We start from the raw sequence: 18,616 nt of genomic DNA, 5'->3' as shown, positions 1-18,616 counted from the left end.
AAAAGAAAAGGAAATTTATGTTTCGTCAGTGGTTAGCGTTAGTGATTATCGTGCTGGTGTATATCCCGGTGGCGATCGACGCGACGGTGCTGCACGTGGCGGCGCCAACATTGAGCATGACGCTGGGCGCGAGCGGCAATGAATTGCTGTGGATCATCGACATTTACTCGCTGGTGATGGCGGGAATGGTACTGCCGATGGGGGCGCTGGGTGACCGCATTGGTTTTAAACGATTGCTCATGATTGGCAGCACGCTGTTTGGCCTGTCGTCGCTGGCGGCGGCGTTTGCGCCTTCTGCGGGCTGGCTGATTGCGGCGCGCGCCTCGCTGGCAATAGGCGCAGCGATGATAATTCCGGCCACGCTTGCCGGGATCCGCACGCTGTTTGTCGACGCGAAGGATCGCAACATCGCGCTCGGCGTCTGGGCGGCCGTGGGATCCGGCGGGGCGGCGTTTGGTCCGCTGATTGGCGGTATGTTGCTGGAACACTTCTACTGGGGTTCAGTGTTTTTGATCAACGTGCCAATCGTGCTTATTGTTGTCACGCTTGCGGCGCGCTTTGTTCCCCGGCAGCAGGGGCGGCCTGAGCAGCCGTTGAACATTAGCCATGCGATCATGCTGATCGTGGCGATTTTACTGCTGGTCTACAGCGCTAAAACCGCGTTGAAAGGCGTGCTGTCGCCGTGGCTGGTGGCCTGTACGCTGCTGACTGGCGCGGTGATGCTGTTTATTTTCGTGCGCATTCAGCTGCGCGCCCGCGTGCCGATGATCGACATGCGCCTGTTTTGCCACCGCATCATTTTAAGCGGCGTGGTGATGGCGATGACGGCGATGATCGCGCTGGTGGGGTTTGAACTGCTGATGGCGCAGGAGCTGCAGTTTGTTCATGGCTTTACGCCGTTTGAGGCGGGCATGTTTATGCTGCCGCTGATGGTGGCCAGCGGGTTTAGCGGCCCGATAGCGGGTGTACTGGTGGGACGTCTCGGTCTGCGTCTTGTGGCGGCAGGGGGGATGGGGCTGAGCGCGGTCAGTTTTATCGGCCTGTCGATGCTGGATTTCAGCACTCAGCAGCTTCTGGCGTCTGCCCTGATGGTTCTGCTCGGCTTTAGCGCGGCCAGCGCGCTGCTGGCCTCGACCTCTGCGATTATGGCCGCTGCGCCAAAAGAGAAAGCGGCTGCCGCAGGGGCGATTGAAACCATGTCCTACGAGCTGGGCGCGGGGCTGGGGATCGCGATTTTCGGCCTGCTGTTAACCCGCAGCTTCTCGGCGTCGATTGAGCTGCCGCAGGGGCTGAACCCGTCGCTTGCAGATAAAGCCTCGTCATCTATCGGTGAAGCGGTGAAGGTGGCGCAGGATCTGGCACCGTCACTGGCGGAGTCGGTGATTGAGGCGGCGAAAACGGCGTTTATCACCTCACACAGCGTAGCGCTCGGCAGCGCGGGAGCGATGCTGCTGATCCTGGCGACAGGGATTTGGTTTAGCCTGGCGAAGGTGCCGAAGCCGTAAAACCCGCCATGTTTGTCCCCTCTCCCTGTGGGCTGAGGAATCCCCAGTAATTTTTTAACCGGAAGCGATGAATGTTGTTTCAGGATAATTAATGACTTACAGCGACGCCCTGGTCCGGCTGTAAATCGCTGAGGCGTTTCCTGCAGGCCGGGGCGAGGCGCATGGATGCGCCGAGAGGGCGGGCTTTACAGGGATGTTACCTCCGCCCGTCCCCGATAAGCCGGAAGGAATAAGCCGAGGGCACCGCGAAGCGGCGATTTACCGCCGGGAGCCTGGGTCGCCAGGGTGGTGGCGACTGAGCCACCCTGGCACGTTCACAGGTTGTGCCCTTACAGAGTAGCAAGGAACATAAAGTGAACGGAATGTCCACCAGAGCCGTATGTTCCCCCTCACCCCAGCCCTCTCCCTCAAGGGAGAGGGAGCCGTCCTCAGACCTGTGGGAGAGGGTGAGGGCATCAGGCCGCGGTAATGGCTTAGGTTTCCTGCGCGGCGGCCAACACGCTGTGCAACAGCACATTTGCCCCTTTCTCTGACCACTCCGGCAGGATCCTTTCCGCTTCGTTATGGCTGATGCCTTTCTCGCAGGGGATAAAGATCATGCTGGCCGGGGCGATTTTGCTGACATAACAGGTGTCATGCCCGGCACCCGAAACCATCGGTTTAGACGAGTAGCCCAGCGCCGCCACGGCGCGTTCCGTGCGGGCCAGACACGCCGCGTTAAACGCAATCGGCGCGTAGTCAAAAATGCGCTCGACGTTAGCCATCACGCCACGGGCGGCCAGGCTTTCCGCAGCCTGATGCAGCGCCACCTCCATCGCTTCCAGCGCATCCTGCTCCGGATGGCGGAACTCCACGCTACACACGACGCGAGACGGCACCACGTTGCGCGAGTTCGGCGTGACCTCCGCCATGCCGATCGTCGCACGACCGTCCGGCGCATGCCGATAGCCAATCTCTTCCACCTTCAGCGCCAGCTCGGCAAACGCGGTTAACGCATCGCGTCGGCTGTGCATAGGCGTGGTGCCCGCATGCGCGGCGAAACCCTCCAGTGCGATCGTAAACCAGCGCTGGCCCATGGCCGCACGCACCAGACCGATATCGATGGATTCATCTTCCAGAATCGGTCCCTGCTCAATGTGCAGTTCATAGCAGGCGTGGACCGGAAAAGCGCGGGCCGGGATTTCGCCGCGATAACCGATCGCCTCAAGCGCCTCGCGTACCGTTACTCGCTTGCTGTCCATCCGGGCGTAGGCAAAATCTTCGGAAAGCTGGCCTGCCCAAACGCCTGATGCGAGCATCGCCGGGGCAAAGCGCGCGCCTTCCTCGTTGGTCCAGTTCACCAGCACAATGTCGCGCTCGGTTTGTACGTTGTTATCGTTCAGCGTCCGCAGCAGCTCAAGCCCGGCCAGCACGCCGTAGATACCATCGTAGTTGCCGCCGAGGGGTTGCGAATCGACGTGCGAGCCGGTCATCACCGGCGCAAGCGCCGGGTTTGTACCCGCGCGGCGAATAAACATATTGCCCATGCTGTCGATGTCGCAGGTGAGGCCCGCCCCCAGCGCCCAGTCGCGCAGCAGGTTACGCGCGATGCGATCCTCCTCGCTCAGGGCCAGACGGGTAACGCCACCGGCGGGCGTGCCGCCGATCTGCGCCATCATCTCCAGCGTTGTCCACAGACGCTTAGCGTTGACCCGAATCATGCCGTGTCCTTTTTAATGCGGTAGCGGAAGTCACAGCACGAGCCGCCCTGCATGATGGTGGTGGTGCGCGTCAGCTCCACGTCCGGCGCGTAGCCCACAATAAATTTCTCATCGCGCGCACAGGAAAGCAGGTGACCGATTTCACCCAGCCCCATCTCGTGGTACATCTCGGCGTAGCGGCAGCGGGTCACGTTGTAGTTGTACTGCTGGTCGTCGGCGTCGATCACCTTAATCTCAAGGGCATTATCTTTCTCCCACAGGTACTGCAGGGCGATAAAGCTCTTTACGTCCGCACCGTCGGGCTCTTTGCTGGCAAACGCTTTGCCTGCGTCAATCGCGGCCTGCTCAATGGCCTCGCCAATGACCGCCTGCGCGCGGGTTTTCCCTATCTCCCGCACCAGGATTTCATAGATTGGCTTAATAATTTCTGCTTCAATTTTGCGGCGGGCGAGAATGCCCAGCTCATTATTATCACTCATCACATTGCCTCACTGCGGTTACTTGTCTTTCGCGCCGCCCAGCACGGTCTGCGGCTGCCACTTGCCGTCAACGACTTTGTAGACCGTGAACGACGGTGATTTCAGGTTGCCTTCTTTATCAAACGCGATCTGTCCGGTCACGCCCGAATAGCTGATGGCGCGCAGGGCAGGCAGATACTCGGTCGGATCGACGGAGTCGGCTTTTTCCATGGCCGCAACCAGCACGCGGGTGGCGTCATAGGCGAACGGGGCGTGCAGTTCAATATGCGTGTGGTAGCGCGCCTGGTAGGCCTGCTCAAACGCCTTACCGCCCGGCATTTGCTCAACCGGAAGGCCCGGTTCGAGGGCGACAACGCCTTCGCCTTCCTTCTGCGCCAGCTGAAGGAACGTCTGGCTGACAAAGCCGCCTGCGCCCATCAGCGTGGCGTTCATGCCCAACTGTTTGATACGGCGCGCCAGCGGTGCAGCCTGGCTGTCAACGCCGCCAAAGAAGATCAGATCGGCGTTTTTGCTGCGAATGGCGGTCAGCACGGCGCTGAAGTCCACGGTTTTGTCGTCAGCGTACTGACGGTCGACAATCTTCACGCCCTGAGCGTCCAGCGATTTGATAAATTCGTCCGCCAGACCCTGACCAAAGGCGGTACGGTCGTCGATCACCGCAATGCGTTTGGCTTTCAGCGTATTGACCGCGTACTGACCGGCAAACTGTCCGCCGTCATCGTCATGGCCCATTACGCGGAAGCTGGTGTCAAAGCCCTGTTTGGTATAGGCGTGCCCGGTCGCTACCGGGGCCACCTGTGCGATGCCCGCATCGTGATAAACGCGCGCGGCCGGAATGCTGGTGCCGGTATTCCAGTGGCCAACTACGCCCGCCACGCCGCTGTCCACCAGACGTTGCGCCACGGCAACGGCGGTGCGCGGGTCAGACTGATCGTCTTCGGACTGCAGCTTGAAGGTCACCGCTTTGCCGCCGATGGTCGGGTGCTGCTTGTTGATGTCGTCAATGGCCAGCTGCGCACCGTTTTCGAGATCTTTACCGATACGGGCAGACGGGCCGGTGAGCGGGCCCGCCAGGCCGATGGTCACGGTTTCGCTGCCAGCGGCCCACGCGGCCGTCGAGGCAAAACCGCTGAGGAGAATAGCGGCGCTGAGCGCACTGATTTTTACTGTTTTCATTATATTTCCCTGATGTTGGCTGGTGTGGTTAAACGGGCATTTCGCCCAGGTAAATCTGTGCAATCTGGTCGTCATTGAGCAGCGCTTTCGACTCGCCATGATGGACAATGCTGCCGCTGTCCATCACCCACGCGCTGTCGGTCACTTCAAGCGCGAGCCTGGCGTTTTGCTCGATCAGAAGGAGGGCGACGCCGCGTTCGCGCAGGCCGCCGATAACGGCAAAAATGTTCTCCACCATCTTCGGGGCAAGGCCCATCGACGGTTCGTCGAGGATCAGCAGACGCGGGCGGCTGAGCAGGGCGCGGTTAAGCGCCAGCAGCTGTTGCTCACCGCCGGAAAGCAGGCCAGCGAGCTGATGCTGGCGCTCCCCCAGGCGCGGGAAGCGCTCGAAAATGTCATTCATCTCTTGCCTGACGGTGACAGTGTCACGCCTGAGCCAGGCACCCATCTGCAGGTTTTCCAGTACCGTCATTCGGGCGAAGATCCCACGTCCTTCCGGGACCATGACCAACCCGTCCCGGAGCAGGGTTTCGGGCCTGTGCTTACGTACCGTTTTACCGTTGAATTCAATACTGCCGCTAAAGTTTTCTAGCCCGGTGATGGCGCGGACGGTGGAGCTTTTTCCTGCGCCGTTCGCGCCGATGAGCGTAGCCTGTTCGCCCTCGCGCAGGGTAAAAGAGACATCGCGTACGGCCTGAATACCGCCATAATGCACGTCCAGACGTTCAACCTTCAGTAATTCAGACATGGGCGTTGCCTCCAAGCCAGGCGGCGATCACTGCCGGGTCGCGACGTACGCTTTCCGGCGTGCCGCTGGCGAGCGTTTTGCCGTAATCAAGCACCGTCAGGCGATCGCAGATGCCCATCACCAGCTTGACGTCGTGTTCAATCATCAGCAGGGTTCTGCCGTCATCACGAATACGCGTCAGCAGTTCACCGAGCGCCACTTTCTCCGCCGCGTTCATCCCGGCGGCGGGTTCGTCCAGCGCCAGCAGGAGCGGATCCGTTGCCAGCGCCCGGGCAATTTCGAGACGTCGCTGATGCCCGTAGGCCAGGTCGCAGGCGCGATAGTGGGCAAACTTTGCAATGCCGGTGTATTCCAGCCAGTGCCACGCCTGCTCGCGCGTTTCAGCTTCTTCTTTACGGGCGCGCCCGTTGCGGCTCAGCGCCGCCCATAAACCGTTGCGGGTGCGCACGTGGCGGCCCACCATGACGTTTTCCAGTACCGACATCTCGTTAAACAGCCTGACGTTCTGAAACGTGCGGGCGATCCCGGCGGCGGTGACTTTTTCAATCTGTTTCGGGTAATAGGGCTTATCGGCAATGGTGAACTCACCGCTGTCCGCCGGATACAGCCCGGTAATCAGGTTGAAACAGGTGGTTTTGCCCGCGCCGTTAGGGCCAATCAGGCCGTAGATTTCGCCTTTATTCACGGTGAGCGAAACGTCATCCACGGCGGTCAGCCCGCCGAAGCGCTTGGACATATTGCGTACAGTTAACAGGCTCATGCTTTCACCTCCTTGTGGCGCACCGGCCAGATGCCTGAAGGACGAACCAGCATCACCAGCACCAGCGCCAGACCGTAGAACAGCTGGCGTAAAATTTCCGGGTCGACCAGCACCGTGCCAAACAGCGCCTGCTGAACGGGCGCGGCCTGGCTGCGCAGCAGCTCCGGCAGGGCCGTCAGGAGCACCGCGCCGAGGATCACGCCGGGGATATGCCCTATACCGCCCAGCACGACCATCGCCAGTACGGCAATGGATTCCTGCAAGGTAAACGACTCCGGTGAGACAAAGCCCTGAAACGCGCCGAACAGGGCACCCGCCACGCCGCCAAACGAGGCGCCCATGGCAAAGGCCAGCAGCTTGTAGTTGCGCACGTTGATGCCCATCGCGAGGGCCACGTCTTCATCTTCACGAATGGCGTGCCAGGCGCGACCAATGCGCGAATGCTGCAGGCGCAGGCAGACAAACACAATCGCCACAATCACCAGCATCAGCAGGTAGTACCACAGCCACAGGGCGGGCACTTTGAAGCCAAACCAGTGATATACGCCGCTGAACTTCAGGCCGAACAGGTTCAGGGTATCGACGCCGGTAATGCCCTTTGCGCCGTTGGTGATGTTCACCGGACGGTCGAGGTTACGCATCAGGATGCGGATGATTTCGCCAAAGCCGAGGGTCACTATCGCCAGGTAATCCCCGCGCAGCTTCAGCGTGGGTGCGCCAAGCATAATGCCGCACACCGCGGCAACCAGAGCCGCTATGGGAATAATCAGCAGCCAGGAGGTGTGCAGCCCCTCCGGGAACCAGACGGTGAGGATCGGGAATACCTCTGACAGGTGCGGGGAGGCAAGCAGGGCGGCCAGATAGGCACCGACCGCGTAAAAAGCGATAAAGCCCATGTCCAGCAGGCCCGTGTAGCCGACCACGATGTTAAGCCCCAGCGCCAGCATGATGTAAAGCAGGGCAAAGTCGATAACCCGCACCCAGTAGTTGCCGCCAATCTGGCTGGCGACCACGGGCGCAATCAGCAGCGCGAGGCAGAACAGCGTTATGCCGGACCAGAACGTGCGCGTCGCGGTCGGCGTTTGGAGTTGTACGGTTGTCATAGTGTTCCTTACGCTCTGTTTGCCACGCGTTCGCCGAGCAGGCCTGCCGGACGGAAGACCAGCACCAGAATCAGCACGATGAAGGCAAAGACATCCTGATAATTGCTGCCGAACACGCCGTGGGTCAGTTCACCCAGGTAGCCCGCGCCGAGTGCTTCTATGATGCCAAGCAGGATCCCGCCAATCATTGCGCCGCGAATATTGCCGATCCCGCCCAGCACGGCGGCGGTGAACGCTTTAATCCCTGGCAGAAAGCCCATGGAGAAGCTGGCGTTACCATAGTTGCTCGCCATCATCACGCCTGCCAGCGCGGCAAAGATGCCGCCGATGGCAAACGTGAGGGTAATTATCGCGTTCGGGTTCACGCCCATCAGCATGGCGACGCGCGGATTTTCCGCCACGGCGCGCATGCCGCGCCCCAGGCGGCTGTATTCGACCAACAGCCAGAGTCCGACCATGACGGTCAGCGCCAGCGCCACGGTCACGATGCCGGTGACGGTAACAATCGCAGGGGGATGGGCTTCGCTGCCGGACGTGACGGCGATCGGGTCCATCGGCAGGATCTGCGGGAACATCAGCGGATTGCGCGTCCAGATAATCATCGCCACGGTTTGCAGCAGCACCGAGACGCCAATCCCGGAGATCAGCGGTGCCAGACGCGGCGCGTTGCGCAGGCGTCGGTAGGCAAAGCGTTCCACAGCCATCGCCAGCAGAGCACAGACCGCCATGGCAACCAGCAGCGCAAAGCCCAACTGCAGCAGCAGCGGCAGATGCGGGAAGGTGTTGTTCAGAACGTTAATGGCGGAAAGCGTGGTTAACGCGCCGACCATCAGAATATCGCCGTGGGCGAAGTTAATAATGCGCAAGATGCCATACACCATGGTATAGCCCAGCGCGATCAGCGCGTATATGCTTCCCAGCATCACGCCGTTGATCAGTTGTTGTATCAGTGTATCCAACGTGCGTACCCGACAAGTTGCTCTTTCAGCGGCTACCATCCAATAAATGAATAAAATTGTAAAATACACATATATTATTTCTTATGATAAACCGATATTGCTTTATCTTTATGATTTACATGAAAATATCAAAACCCATTAGCAGGGTGAAAAGCCTAAAGAAATCAATATATGAATAAAACAGAACAGTTGACCGCCGTGTCAGCCTATGCCGAAAGCCGTCTGGCAAACGATCCGCCGCTTCGGGCCGTGCGGGCATTTGAGGCCATTGCCAGGCTGGGAAGCGTAACCCTGGCCGCGCAGGAGCTGGATATCTCCCCCTCCGCCGTGAGCCATCAGCTTAAGGTGCTGGAGGCCTATCTGCAGATGCCACTCACGGAGCGACAGGGGCGAAGGCTGATCCTGAGCCAGCAGGGGCGGGATTACTACCGCTCGATTCGCGCCGCGTTCAACGTGCTTCGGCAGGCGACGGAGCACCTGGTGGAACAGGCGCAAACGCGTCAGGTGACCATCAGCCTGATCCCGCTGTTTGGTATGGGGTGGTTTATTCCACGTCTGCCGACCTTTATGCGCGCCAACCCGCAGACGGAGATCAACGTCGTCTACGCCAACCACCGTAACTACCTGAGCGACGCATCCGATATGTCGATTCGCTTTGGTAACGGTCAGTGGGCTGGCTATCAGAGTGAAAAACTGATCTCCGGCCAGATGGTGCCGGTGTGCAGCCGCGCGTTTTTACGTATTCACGGCCATATCGATACGCCCGACCAGCTGCTGCAAATGCCGCTGCTGCATGACGAGGAGCGCTCGACCTGGCCGCAATGGTTTATGCAGCAGGGGGTGAAGCGTCCCGTGCGCCGCAGTGGACCGATGTTTGAGGATGGCTTGCTGACGCTGGCTGGCGTACAGGCCGGGCTGGGATGTGCCCTGATGCGCGAGCCGCTCATTGCTCCGTATCTTGAGAGCGGGGAACTGGTAAAGATCTTTGATTTGCCGATCGACGACGGGCGGGATTACTACCTCTGCGTACGCACTGACTCGGACATGACCGAAGACGGGAAACTGCTGCAAAACTGGCTACGCCGGGCGGCGGGCAGTGAACAGAGCCTGGAATAAAAAAGGCCAGCGACAATGGCTGGCCTTTTCGTACTGACACATCTTAGAACTGGTAGGTCAGACCCACAGCCACGATGTTGTCGGTAGACACTTTGGCATCTTTGGTGAACGTGTTGTCGTCCAGCAGGTTGATTTTGTAATCAACGTAGGTAGACATGTTTTTGTTGAAGTAGTAGCTCGCGCCAACATCAATGTATTCAACCAGATCCTGATCGCCATAAGAACCGATGTCCTTACCTTTGGATTTCAGGTAAGCGATGGATGGACGCAGGCCGAAGTCGAACTGGTACTGTGCAACCACTTCGAAGTTCTGCGCTTTGTTCGCCACGTGACCGTTACCGAACGCGGTCATGTTACGGGTTTCAGAGTAGGTGGTTGCCAGGTAGATGTTGTTCGCATCGTACTTCAGGCCCGCTGCCCAGACTTCTGCGTTTTCGCCACCGGCGTTCAGATCGCTTGCGGCGCGAACCTGACGGTCAGTACGGTCGGATTTCGCATAGGCTGCGCCCGCAGCGAAGCCGTCGAACTCATAGCTGGAAGACAGACCCCAGCCGTCACCGTTGGACTCGGTGATATCGTCACGGTCGTTTTTACCCTGGTACTGTGCCGCAAAGTTCAGGCCGTCAACCAGACCGAAGAAGTCGGTGTTACGGTAGGTTGCAACGCCAGTGGTACGGCCAGTCATAAAGCCGTCGGTCTGGGTCCAGGTATCGCCACCGAATTCTGGCAGAACGTCAGTCCACGCGCCGATGTCGTAAGCAACACCGTAGTTACGACCATAGTCGAAAGAGCCGAATTCGTTGAATTTCAGACCGGCAAACGCCAGACGGGTTTTGTTACCGTCAGAGCCCTGTGCTTCAGAGCGGTTGCCCTTGAACTCATATTCCCACTGACCGTAACCGGCCAGCTGGTCGTTAATCTGCGTTTCGCCTTTAAAACCCAGACGAACGTAAGTTTTGTCGCCGTCGTTGTCAGCGTCATCAGAGAAATAGTGCAGACCTGTTACTTTGCCGTACAGATCCAGTTTGTTACCGTCTTTGTTAAAAACTTCAGCCGCGTTTACAACGCCTGCTGCCAGCATAGAAGTGACTGCCACTGCAACTAATTTAAGTTTCATCTTAAACATTCCTTATAATTTTCTTAGGTATTTCCTGAGCCAATTTGAACGATTTCTAAACGAGGCGGTTCGTCAATGGCAGACTATTTTTAAAAATCTTGTAGCCTGCTTTCAATAATAAGTTTCAAAATATTAAAGATAATTTCAATTAGTGTGATCCTGATCGGAATAATTGCCGTGAAACCCGCGAATTTGATTAATATTCACGCATAAAGTGACTATTTACGCACCATGAATATTACGCAGTAAATAGTTTTTATATGTTGTAGTACAGGATGGAAATATTCGTGATTAACGATCTTTTAAGTGTGAGGTGATAATGTTAAGTTCAATGAAAACAGTTACATGAAGGTTTCATTGCATCGAATTTATAAAGGGACGCCTGACATACCCAGAAATGTATTATTGCATTCTGTGCTATATAGTTCGTTAATATACGCAGCGAACTAATCACATTGCGTTGTCAGTTTATGTCAATATGAGAAGAGGTAGGCTTTCGTCACGAGCCTAATATAAACAGAATTTAAACCGCTCACTCTAATTCTGATAAATATTCTGAGCAGGCTCACATTTTAAATTAATGTTAATTATGTTGCCGGGATGAAAATATTCCCGGCGCGGGGGAATTATTTGCGTGTCGCATACCAGCAAAGGAGCGAACCGGCGCAGACCATCAGCGCACCTTGCCAGAAAGAGAACGACAGCGGGGAACTTAACAGCACGGCCGCCAGGGCGGCGGATAATACCGGGGTGAAATAGGAGACCGCCGCCAGGACGGTGACGTTGCCGTGGAGAATGCCAATATTCCATGCGGCATAGCCAAACCCCAGCGCGATGCCGCACATGACGAGCTTCACCACCACAGGGATGCTGAACACCATCTCCGGCTGATCGCTGAGCGCATATTTCACCCACAGACTCAGCGCCGTTAGCAAAACGAAAAGGGTGATCCCGTTTTGTCCTCTGGCAAATTTGGCGGTGACGGTGCAGTAGGCTGCCCAGATAAAGGCACCGGCAAATGCCAGAGCATAACTCAGCGGGCTGGAGACGATATTGCGGATGATTTCATCAACGTGTAACCCCTGTTCACCGCCTAATACCCAGCAGACGCCGAGCAATGAGATCGCGAGCCCGGGGATCACCCACACGTTAGATTTCTGCCCGTTGAACAAAATCGCAAATACAATCGTCAGGCTTGGCCAGAGATAATTGACCATGCCTACTTCTATAGCCTGAGATCGCGTGGCGGCATAGCCTAACGACAGCGCCAGGCATATTTCGTAGCTGACAAATAAAACGCTGCCAGCAATAAGATACCGGGGCGAAAACCGTCTGATATCAGGAAATCCTACTGTTACCAGACACAGTAATCCGCTGAGGGTGTATATCATCGCCGCGCCGCCTACCGGCCCCAGCCCTTCGCTCACGCTGCGAATAAGGCCGACCATGGTGCTCCATAACAGTATCGCCGCCAGCCCAATAAGCGTTGCTCTTTTTCTGTCCATGTCGTTGCCATTGCAATAAAAATCAGAGGGAAAATGTAGCGCATTCATCCTGACGCTGTCGCGAATTATTCTCTTAAGCCGTTAATCAAAAAGGGGTATTTGACCGTACCGAAGGTGACTATTTAGGGGGGGAAGGGAGATGACCTTGATTTGACGCAAAAAAAACAGGGGCATTGCTGTTAGTTTGCGCCACGAAGTCTTATCAGATAACGAGGACAACAATGGACGTCAGCCGCAGACAATTTTTCAAAATCTGCGCGGGCGGTATGGCCGGAACAACAGCCGCGATGCTGGGATTTGCTCCCAAAATGGCGCTGGCTCAGGCACGCAACTATAAGCTGCTGCGCGCGAAAGAGATCCGTAACACCTGCACATACTGCTCCGTAGGTTGTGGGCTTTTAATGTATAGCCTGGGCGATGGCGCGAAGAACGCCAGAGAAGCGATTTATCATATTGAAGGGGATCCGGATCATCCGGTGAGCCGGGGCGCACTTTGCCCGAAAGGGGCGGGGCTGCTGGACTACGTTCACAGTGAAAACCGCCTGCGCTACCCGGAATACCGCGCGCCGGGTTCCGACAAGTGGCAGCGAATATCCTGGGATGAGGCCTTCTCCCGAATCGCCAAATTAATGAAAGCCGACCGCGATGCCAACTTTATTGAAAAGAACGAGCAGGGCGTAACGGTTAACCGCTGGCTTTCCACCGGGATGCTGTGCGCATCTGCGGCGAGTAATGAAACCGGCATGCTGACGCAAAAATTTGTGCGTTCTCTCGGCATGCTGGCGGTAGACAACCAGGCGCGCGTTTGACACGGACCAACGGTAGCAAGTCTTGCTCCAACATTTGGTCGCGGTGCGATGACCAACCACTGGGTTGATATCAAAAACGCTAACGTCGTGGTGGTGATGGGTGGTAACGCCGCTGAAGCACACCCTGTGGGTTTCCGCTGGGCGATGGAAGCAAAAAACAACAACGATGCGACGCTGATCGTCGTCGATCCGCGTTTTACGCGTACGGCATCGGTGGCCGATATCTATGCGCCGATCCGCTCCGGTACGGACATCACGTTCCTGTCCGGCGTGCTGTTGTACCTGATCGAAAATAACAAAATTAACGCGGAATACGTTAAGCACTACACCAACGCGAACCTGCTGGTGCGGGATGATTTTGCCTTTGATGACGGGCTGTTTAGCGGCTATGACGCCGAAAAACGCCAGTACGATAAATCGTCCTGGAACTATCAGTTCGATGAAAACGGCTACGCGATGCGTGATGAAACGCTAACGCACCCGCGCTGCGTGTGGAATCTGCTGAAAGAGCATGTATCCCGCTATACGCCTGACGTGGTGGAAAACATCTGCGGCACGCCAAAAGCGGATTTCCTGAAGGTGTGTGAAGTGCTGGCCTCAACCAGCGCCGCCGACAGAACCACCACGTTCCTGTACGCGCTGGGCTGGACGCAACATACCGTTGGCGCGCAGAACATCCGCACCATGGCGATGATCCAGCTCCTGCTCGGCAACATGGGTATGGCCGGTGGCGGCGTGAACGCGCTGCGCGGTCACTCCAACATCCAGGGCCTGACCGACCTCGGCCTGCTGTCGACCAGCCTGCCAGGCTACCTGACGCTACCGTCTGAGAAGCAGGCCGATCTGCAGACCTATCTGGCGGCGAATACGCCTAATGCGACGCTGCCGGATCAGGTGAACTACTGGAGCAACTATCCGAAGTTCTACGTCAGCCTGATGAAATCCTTCTACGGCGATGCCGCGCAGAAGGAGAACGACTGGGGCTTTGAGTGGCTGCCGAAGTGGGACCAGGCCTACGACGTCATCAAGTATTTCAACATGATGGATAAGGGCAACGTCACGGGCTATATCTGCCAGGGCTTCAACCCGGTGGCCTCCTTCCCGGACAAAAACAAAGTCGTTCGCAGCCTGAGCAAGCTGAAGTACATGGTGGTTATCGATCCGCTGGTGACCGAGACCTCCACCTTCTGGCAGAACCACGGGGAATCAAACGATGTCGATCCGGCGTCGATTCAGACCGAAGTGTTCCGCCTGCCGTCTACCTGCTTTGCAGAAGAGGATGGTTCTATTGCCAACTCCGGCCGCTGGCTGCAGTGGCACTGGAAAGGTCAGGATGCGCCGGGAGAAGCGCGTAATGACGGTGAGATCCTCGCCGGGATTTACCATCGCCTGCGCGAAATGTACCGCACTGAAGGTGGCAAAGGCGCGGAGCCGCTGCTGAAGATGGGCTGGGACTACAAGCAGCCTGACCATCCTGAGTCAGAGGAAGTCGCCAAAGAGAACAACGGCGTGGCGCTGGCGGATCTCTATGACGCGAGCGGCAACCTGGTGGCGAAGAAAGGTCAACTGCTGAACAGCTTCGCGCTGCTGCGCGATGACGGCACGACGGCGTCGTCCTGCTGGATCTACACCGGCAGCTGGACGGAGCAGGGTAACCAGATGGCCAACCGCGATAACGCCGACCCGTCCGGGCTGGGCAATACGTTGGGCTGGGCATGGGCGTGGCCGCTGAACCGTCGCGTGCTGTACAACCGCGCGTCTGCGGACATCAACGGCAAGCCGTGGGATCCGAAGCGCATGCTGATCCAGTGGAACGGGGCGAAGTGGGCGGGGAACGATATCCCGGACTACAACACCGCCGCGCCGGGCAGCAACACCGGGCCATTTATCATGCAGCCGGAAGGGCTGGGACGCCTGTTCGCCCTCGACAAGCTGGCGGAAGGGCCGTTCCCGGAACACTACGAGCCGATGGAAACGCCGCTGGGGACTAACCCGCTGCACCCGAACGTGGTCTCCAGCCCGGTGGTGCGTATTTACGAAGAGGACGTGCTGCGCTTGGGCAAAAAGGACAAATTCCCATACGTCGGAACGACCTACCGCCTGACTGAGCATTTCCATACCTGGACCAAGCACGCGCGGCTTAACGCTATCGCGCAGCCGGAACAGTTTGTAGAGATCAGCGAAACGCTGGCGAAGGCGAAAGGCATTGCCAACGGCGATCGCGTCACGGTCAGCAGCAAGCGCGGCTTTATTCGTGCCGTTGCCGTGGTTACTCGCCGCCTGCAGTCGCTGAACGTGCACGGTCAGCAGGTGGAAACCGTGGGTATTCCGCTGCACTGGGGCTTTGAGGGCGTGGCGCAGAAAGGCTACATCGCCAACACCCTGACGCCTAACGTCGGCGATTCCAACTCGCAAACGCCGGAGTACAAGGCGTTTCTGGTCAACATCGAGAAAGCGTAAGGAGCGATTCAATGGCGATGGAAACACAAGACATTATCAAACGCTCCGCGACCAACCCGATAACGCCCGCGCCTCGTGCGCGGGATTATAAGGCAGAGGTTGCAAAGCTTATCGATGTCTCCTCCTGCGTGGGCTGTAAAGCCTGCCAGGTGGCCTGTTCGGAGTGGAACGATATCCGCGATGAGGTCGGGCACTGCGTTGGCGTCTACGACAATCCGGCGGATCTGAGCGCCAAATCATGGACGGTGATGCGTTTTAGCGAAACCGACCAGAACGGCAGGCTGGAATGGCTGATCCGCAAAGACGGCTGTATGCACTGCGAAGATCCGGGCTGCCTGAAGGCGTGCCCGTCTGCCGGTGCGATTATTCAGTACGCCAACGGGATCGTCGACTTCCAGCAGGACAACTGCATCGGCTGCGGGTATTGCATTGCGGGCTGTCCGTTTAATATCCCGCGCCTCAATAAAGAGGATAACCGGGTATACAAATGCACCCTGTGCGTGGATCGCGTCAGCGTCGGGCAGGAGCCTGCCTGCGTCAAGACCTGTCCCACCGGCGCTATCCACTTCGGCACCAAGAAAGAGATGCTGGACGTGGCGCAGGAGCGGGTGGACAAGTTGAAAGCGCGCGGGTACGAGAATGCAGGCGTTTATAACCCGCAGGGCGTGGGCGGTACGCACGTGATGTATGTGCTGCACCATAACGACCAGCCGGAGCTGTACCACAATCTGCCGAAAGATCCGGCGATCGATACCTCGATCAACCTGTGGAAAGGGGCTCTCAAACCGCTCTCGGCGGCGGGCTTTATCGCCACTTTTGCCGGGCTGATTTATCACTACATTGGGATCGGGCCAAACAAAGAGGTGGATGATGACGAAGAGGAGGAACACCATGAGTAAGTCGAAAATGATTGTGCGCACGAAGTTTATCGACCGCGCCTGTCACTGGACGGTGGTGATCTGCTTCTTCCTGGTGGCGGTATCCGGGATCTCGTTCTTCTTCCCGACACTGCAGTGGCTGACCGAAACCTTCGGTACGCCGCAGATGGGGCGAATTCTGCACCCATTCTTTGGCGTGCTGATCTTCGTGGTGCTGATGTTTATGTTCGTGCGTTTCGTGCATCACAACATCCCGGACAAGCAGGACATCCCATGGGTGAAAGGGATTGTTGAAGTCCTAAAAGGCAACGAGCATAAAGTCGCAAAGGTGGGCAAATACAACGCCGGGCAGAAGATGATGTTCTGGACCATCATGAGCATGATTTTTGTGCTGCTGGTGACAGGGGTGATTATCTGGCGTCCTTATTTTGCGCAGTATTTCCCGATTCAGGTGATTCGCTATGCGCTGCTCATCCACGCCACGTCGGCCATCATTCTGATCCACGCCATCCTGATCCATATGTATATGGCGTTCTGGGTGAAAGGATCGATTAAAGGGATGGTTGAAGGGAAGGTGAGCCGCCGCTGGGCGCAGAAGCACCACCCGCGCTGGTATCGTGATGTTGAACGTCTGGAAGCGAAACAGGAAAGTACGGAAGGGATGAAGTAAGTCGCTCTGCGCCGTCGGCTTTGTCCGGCGGCGCTGCGCTTGCGCAGACAGCACAACTGTCTGACCGGCTGGCATCATGTGTTAGTCAATAAACGATCAATTGCTGCTATAACATCATGACGTGCGTTGCGTAAATTACAAACAAAGTCTTTAGGGTTAATTTTGTCGTTGTTAAGGTTTGTTATCATTGGTGAATAAATAAGAAACGTTTCAAAATCGATATTAATGCGGGGAGCCAGATGGCTCCGCTATAACGGTAACTTATTATTCTTCGCAAGCGGTACAATTACGCGCGTGGCAAGATCGTCATAACAATCATCCTGAATGAGCATATAGTAGGGAAGCTTTTCACGGGTTGCCGTAGATGTATTACGGTAAACATTGAATTGTCTCAGCATTAAAGCACCCTAAAAAACTCATCATCAGTAATGGTTCCCTGTTTTTCTACAAACTCATTCATTGACCGAATAAATGAACGATCTGCTTCTGATGGCTGTCGCGGGGCAACGAAGTCTGGCGCGGTGTGGCGCGACGGGGCTGTTGGTTTTATGCCTCGGGAGTGGGCGCGGTTTGCTGTGTGTTTCATCGGTATCTCCTTTGTTGGTGCGGTCATTATCAACCGCAGCCAACAAAAAACAATACTGTTTAACCTGGTAATCTCCATTCTGCGAGCCGTCTTCCAGTAATATCAGAACCGCTCTTCAACATACCGGAACGGGTATTTCGTGGGTTTTATCTTGCCAATTTTACGCTTCGGCAAGTCGACCTTTTCGACGTGAATGTCTTTATAGGGGATCTGTTTAAGCAGGTGCGAAATAATATTTAGCCGCACGCGCTTTTTATCTTCTGAACGCGCCACAAACCACGGTGCCCAGGCGGTGTCGGTGGCTTTAAACATCGCGTCGCGGGCGAGAGTGTATTCGTCCCAAAGGTTGAAAGATTTAATGTCCATCGGGGACAGCTTCCAGATCTTACGACCATCGTTAATGCGATCGCGCAGACGGCGCTCCTGCTCTTTTGGTGTGACTTCCAGCCAGTATTTCAGCAGGATAATTCCGGCATCCACCATCGCTTTTTCCATGACCGGCGCGCCGTCCAAAAATTTCTCCACCTGCTCCTCGGTACAGAACCCCATCACGCGCTCGACGCCCGCGCGGTTATACCAGCTGCGGTCAAAGATGGCGATTTCACCGGCAGAGGGCAGATGCGGCACGTAACGCTGGAAGTAGAGCTGGCTTTTCTCTTTATCGGTGGGGGCGGGCAACGCGACAACGCGGAAGACGCGCGGGCTGACGCGCTCGGTGATTGCTTTGATGGTGCCGCCTTTACCGGCGCCGTCGCGTCCTTCAAACACAATACAGACCTTTAATCCTTTGGCGACGACCCACTGCTGGAGTTTAACCAGTTCCACGTGAAGGCGACGAAGCTCTTGTTCATACTCTTTGGTCTTCAGCGCGGGTTTAACCTCCCTGTCTACGCTGGCTTTGGTCACGGTCACTGCTTTCGTTTTATTCTGTTTTGCGTTTCCCATGATAATCCTCATCTCCGAATCGGGTGATGTGCCTGGAAGGAACTAACACTTTGAAGTGTAATGCTGGCCGGCAACCTTCGCGGGAATTTTTGACATACGT

General features: G+C 56.7%; 16 protein-coding genes and 1 pseudogene. 5 read left to right on the top strand and 12 right to left on the bottom strand.

The window, feature by feature from the left end; all coding sequences use genetic code 11:
• Nucleotides 1–17 precede the first annotated feature (17 nt).
• Nucleotides 18–1,505: an MFS transporter gene (locus EXW94_RS04565; protein ID WP_174339598.1), complete on the top strand. Its 1,488-nt coding sequence runs from the start codon at nucleotides 18–20 to the stop codon at nucleotides 1,503–1,505.
• Nucleotides 1,506–1,978: 473 nt separating this feature from the next.
• Here EXW94_RS04565 and EXW94_RS04560 read toward each other — a convergent pair whose 3' ends face one another.
• Genes EXW94_RS04560 through EXW94_RS04530 form a run of 7 tightly spaced genes read right to left on the bottom strand, consistent with a single transcriptional unit; the run spans nucleotide 1,979 to nucleotide 8,430 of the window.
• A complete protein-coding gene (locus EXW94_RS04560; protein WP_174339597.1) occupies nucleotides 1,979–3,205 on the bottom strand; it encodes a Zn-dependent hydrolase in 1,227 nt (408 codons plus the stop codon).
• Nucleotides 3,202–3,684: an L-2-amino-thiazoline-4-carboxylic acid hydrolase gene (locus EXW94_RS04555; RefSeq protein WP_174339596.1), complete on the bottom strand. Its 483-nt coding sequence runs from the start codon at nucleotides 3,682–3,684 to the stop codon at nucleotides 3,202–3,204. The genes EXW94_RS04560 and EXW94_RS04555 overlap by 4 nt, the downstream gene beginning before the upstream one ends.
• Before the next feature lie 18 nt (nucleotides 3,685–3,702).
• Nucleotides 3,703–4,860, bottom strand: a complete 1,158-nt coding sequence (locus EXW94_RS04550; protein WP_174339595.1) for a branched-chain amino acid ABC transporter substrate-binding protein — start codon at nucleotides 4,858–4,860, stop codon at nucleotides 3,703–3,705.
• 28 nt (nucleotides 4,861–4,888) lie between these two features.
• Nucleotides 4,889–5,608 (bottom strand): ABC transporter ATP-binding protein, encoded by a 720-nt coding sequence (locus tag EXW94_RS04545; protein ID WP_148400746.1) that lies wholly within the window; start codon nucleotides 5,606–5,608, stop codon nucleotides 4,889–4,891.
• Nucleotides 5,601–6,368, bottom strand: a complete 768-nt coding sequence (locus EXW94_RS04540; protein ID WP_046889616.1) for an ABC transporter ATP-binding protein — start codon at nucleotides 6,366–6,368, stop codon at nucleotides 5,601–5,603. The genes EXW94_RS04545 and EXW94_RS04540 overlap by 8 nt, the downstream gene beginning before the upstream one ends.
• Complete coding sequence (locus EXW94_RS04535; RefSeq protein WP_174339594.1) at nucleotides 6,365–7,471, bottom strand: branched-chain amino acid ABC transporter permease; 1,107 nt, start codon at nucleotides 7,469–7,471, stop codon at nucleotides 6,365–6,367. Before EXW94_RS04535 ends, EXW94_RS04540 begins: the two co-directional genes overlap by 4 nt.
• A gap of 8 nt (nucleotides 7,472–7,479) precedes the next feature.
• Complete coding sequence (locus EXW94_RS04530; protein ID WP_100166595.1) at nucleotides 7,480–8,430, bottom strand: branched-chain amino acid ABC transporter permease; 951 nt, start codon at nucleotides 8,428–8,430, stop codon at nucleotides 7,480–7,482.
• Nucleotides 8,431–8,601: 171 nt separating this feature from the next.
• Here EXW94_RS04530 and EXW94_RS04525 point away from each other — a divergent pair, with 171 nt between their 5' ends.
• Nucleotides 8,602–9,546, top strand: coding sequence for a LysR substrate-binding domain-containing protein (locus EXW94_RS04525; RefSeq protein ID WP_120158207.1), 945 nt, complete (start codon nucleotides 8,602–8,604; stop codon nucleotides 9,544–9,546).
• Nucleotides 9,547–9,589: 43 nt separating this feature from the next.
• Here EXW94_RS04525 and ompC read toward each other — a convergent pair whose 3' ends face one another.
• On the bottom strand, nucleotides 9,590–10,663 hold the full coding sequence (gene ompC / locus EXW94_RS04520) for a porin OmpC (RefSeq protein WP_010431398.1): 1,074 nt from the start codon (nucleotides 10,661–10,663) through the stop codon (nucleotides 9,590–9,592).
• Between the two features lie 626 nt (nucleotides 10,664–11,289).
• Nucleotides 11,290–12,168 (bottom strand): aromatic amino acid DMT transporter YddG, encoded by an 879-nt coding sequence (yddG, locus tag EXW94_RS04515; RefSeq protein WP_089598532.1) that lies wholly within the window; start codon nucleotides 12,166–12,168, stop codon nucleotides 11,290–11,292.
• Nucleotides 12,169–12,389: 221 nt separating this feature from the next.
• Between yddG and fdnG the strand changes: the two genes are divergently transcribed.
• The 3 genes from fdnG to fdnI are packed head-to-tail and all read left to right on the top strand — an operon-like array spanning nucleotide 12,390 to nucleotide 16,985.
• Nucleotides 12,390–15,437: a formate dehydrogenase-N subunit alpha gene (gene fdnG, locus EXW94_RS04510; RefSeq protein WP_174339593.1), complete on the top strand. Its 3,048-nt coding sequence runs from the start codon at nucleotides 12,390–12,392 to the stop codon at nucleotides 15,435–15,437.
• 11 nt (nucleotides 15,438–15,448) lie between these two features.
• Nucleotides 15,449–16,336: a formate dehydrogenase subunit beta gene (fdxH, locus tag EXW94_RS04505; protein ID WP_119936597.1), complete on the top strand. Its 888-nt coding sequence runs from the start codon at nucleotides 15,449–15,451 to the stop codon at nucleotides 16,334–16,336.
• On the top strand, nucleotides 16,329–16,985 hold the full coding sequence (fdnI, locus tag EXW94_RS04500) for a formate dehydrogenase-N subunit gamma (RefSeq protein WP_120158204.1): 657 nt from the start codon (nucleotides 16,329–16,331) through the stop codon (nucleotides 16,983–16,985). Before fdxH ends, fdnI begins: the two co-directional genes overlap by 8 nt.
• A gap of 74 nt (nucleotides 16,986–17,059) precedes the next feature.
• Here fdnI and EXW94_RS04495 read toward each other — a convergent pair.
• From EXW94_RS04495 to ppk2, 3 genes and pseudogenes are all read right to left on the bottom strand, one after another.
• Nucleotides 17,060–17,383, bottom strand: a pseudogene (locus EXW94_RS04495) (CcdB family protein).
• Nucleotides 17,383–17,571, bottom strand: a complete 189-nt coding sequence (locus tag EXW94_RS04490) for a hypothetical protein (protein WP_148400743.1) — start codon at nucleotides 17,569–17,571, stop codon at nucleotides 17,383–17,385. The pseudogene EXW94_RS04495 and the gene EXW94_RS04490 overlap by 1 nt, the downstream one beginning before the upstream one ends.
• 102 nt (nucleotides 17,572–17,673) lie before the next feature.
• Complete coding sequence (gene ppk2 / locus EXW94_RS04485; protein WP_254797801.1) at nucleotides 17,674–18,516, bottom strand: polyphosphate kinase 2; 843 nt, start codon at nucleotides 18,514–18,516, stop codon at nucleotides 17,674–17,676.
• Nucleotides 18,517–18,616: the final 100 nt, after the last annotated feature.

The sequence above is a fragment of the Enterobacter sp. JMULE2 genome, from assembly GCF_013337145.1.
GTDB classification, from domain to species: domain Bacteria; phylum Pseudomonadota; class Gammaproteobacteria; order Enterobacterales; family Enterobacteriaceae; genus Enterobacter; species Enterobacter mori.
The sequence above is the reverse complement of the archived record's forward strand: the minus strand, read 5'-3'. Positions and strand labels throughout refer to the sequence as shown.

Excerpts from the sequence above, each read along its gene's own strand:
- ppk2 (WP_254797801.1), bottom strand. The coding sequence starts at position 18,516 with ATGGGAAACGCAAAACAGAATAAAACGAAAGCAGTGACCGTGACCAAA.
- EXW94_RS04560 (WP_174339597.1), bottom strand. The coding sequence starts at position 3,205 with ATGATTCGGGTCAACGCTAAGCGTCTGTGGACAACGCTGGAGATGATG.
- EXW94_RS04525 (WP_120158207.1), top strand. The coding sequence starts at position 8,602 with ATGAATAAAACAGAACAGTTGACCGCCGTGTCAGCCTATGCCGAAAGC.
- fdnI (WP_120158204.1), top strand. The coding sequence starts at position 16,329 with ATGAGTAAGTCGAAAATGATTGTGCGCACGAAGTTTATCGACCGCGCC.
- EXW94_RS04555 (WP_174339596.1), bottom strand. The coding sequence starts at position 3,684 with ATGAGTGATAATAATGAGCTGGGCATTCTCGCCCGCCGCAAAATTGAA.
- yddG (WP_089598532.1), bottom strand. The coding sequence starts at position 12,168 with ATGGACAGAAAAAGAGCAACGCTTATTGGGCTGGCGGCGATACTGTTA.
- ompC (WP_010431398.1), bottom strand. The coding sequence starts at position 10,663 with ATGAAACTTAAATTAGTTGCAGTGGCAGTCACTTCTATGCTGGCAGCA.
- EXW94_RS04540 (WP_046889616.1), bottom strand. The coding sequence starts at position 6,368 with ATGAGCCTGTTAACTGTACGCAATATGTCCAAGCGCTTCGGCGGGCTG.
- EXW94_RS04490 (WP_148400743.1), bottom strand. The coding sequence starts at position 17,571 with ATGAAACACACAGCAAACCGCGCCCACTCCCGAGGCATAAAACCAACA.
- EXW94_RS04550 (WP_174339595.1), bottom strand. The coding sequence starts at position 4,860 with ATGAAAACAGTAAAAATCAGTGCGCTCAGCGCCGCTATTCTCCTCAGC.
- fdxH (WP_119936597.1), top strand. The coding sequence starts at position 15,449 with ATGGCGATGGAAACACAAGACATTATCAAACGCTCCGCGACCAACCCG.
- EXW94_RS04545 (WP_148400746.1), bottom strand. The coding sequence starts at position 5,608 with ATGTCTGAATTACTGAAGGTTGAACGTCTGGACGTGCATTATGGCGGT.
- EXW94_RS04535 (WP_174339594.1), bottom strand. The coding sequence starts at position 7,471 with ATGACAACCGTACAACTCCAAACGCCGACCGCGACGCGCACGTTCTGG.
- EXW94_RS04565 (WP_174339598.1), top strand. The coding sequence starts at position 18 with ATGTTTCGTCAGTGGTTAGCGTTAGTGATTATCGTGCTGGTGTATATC.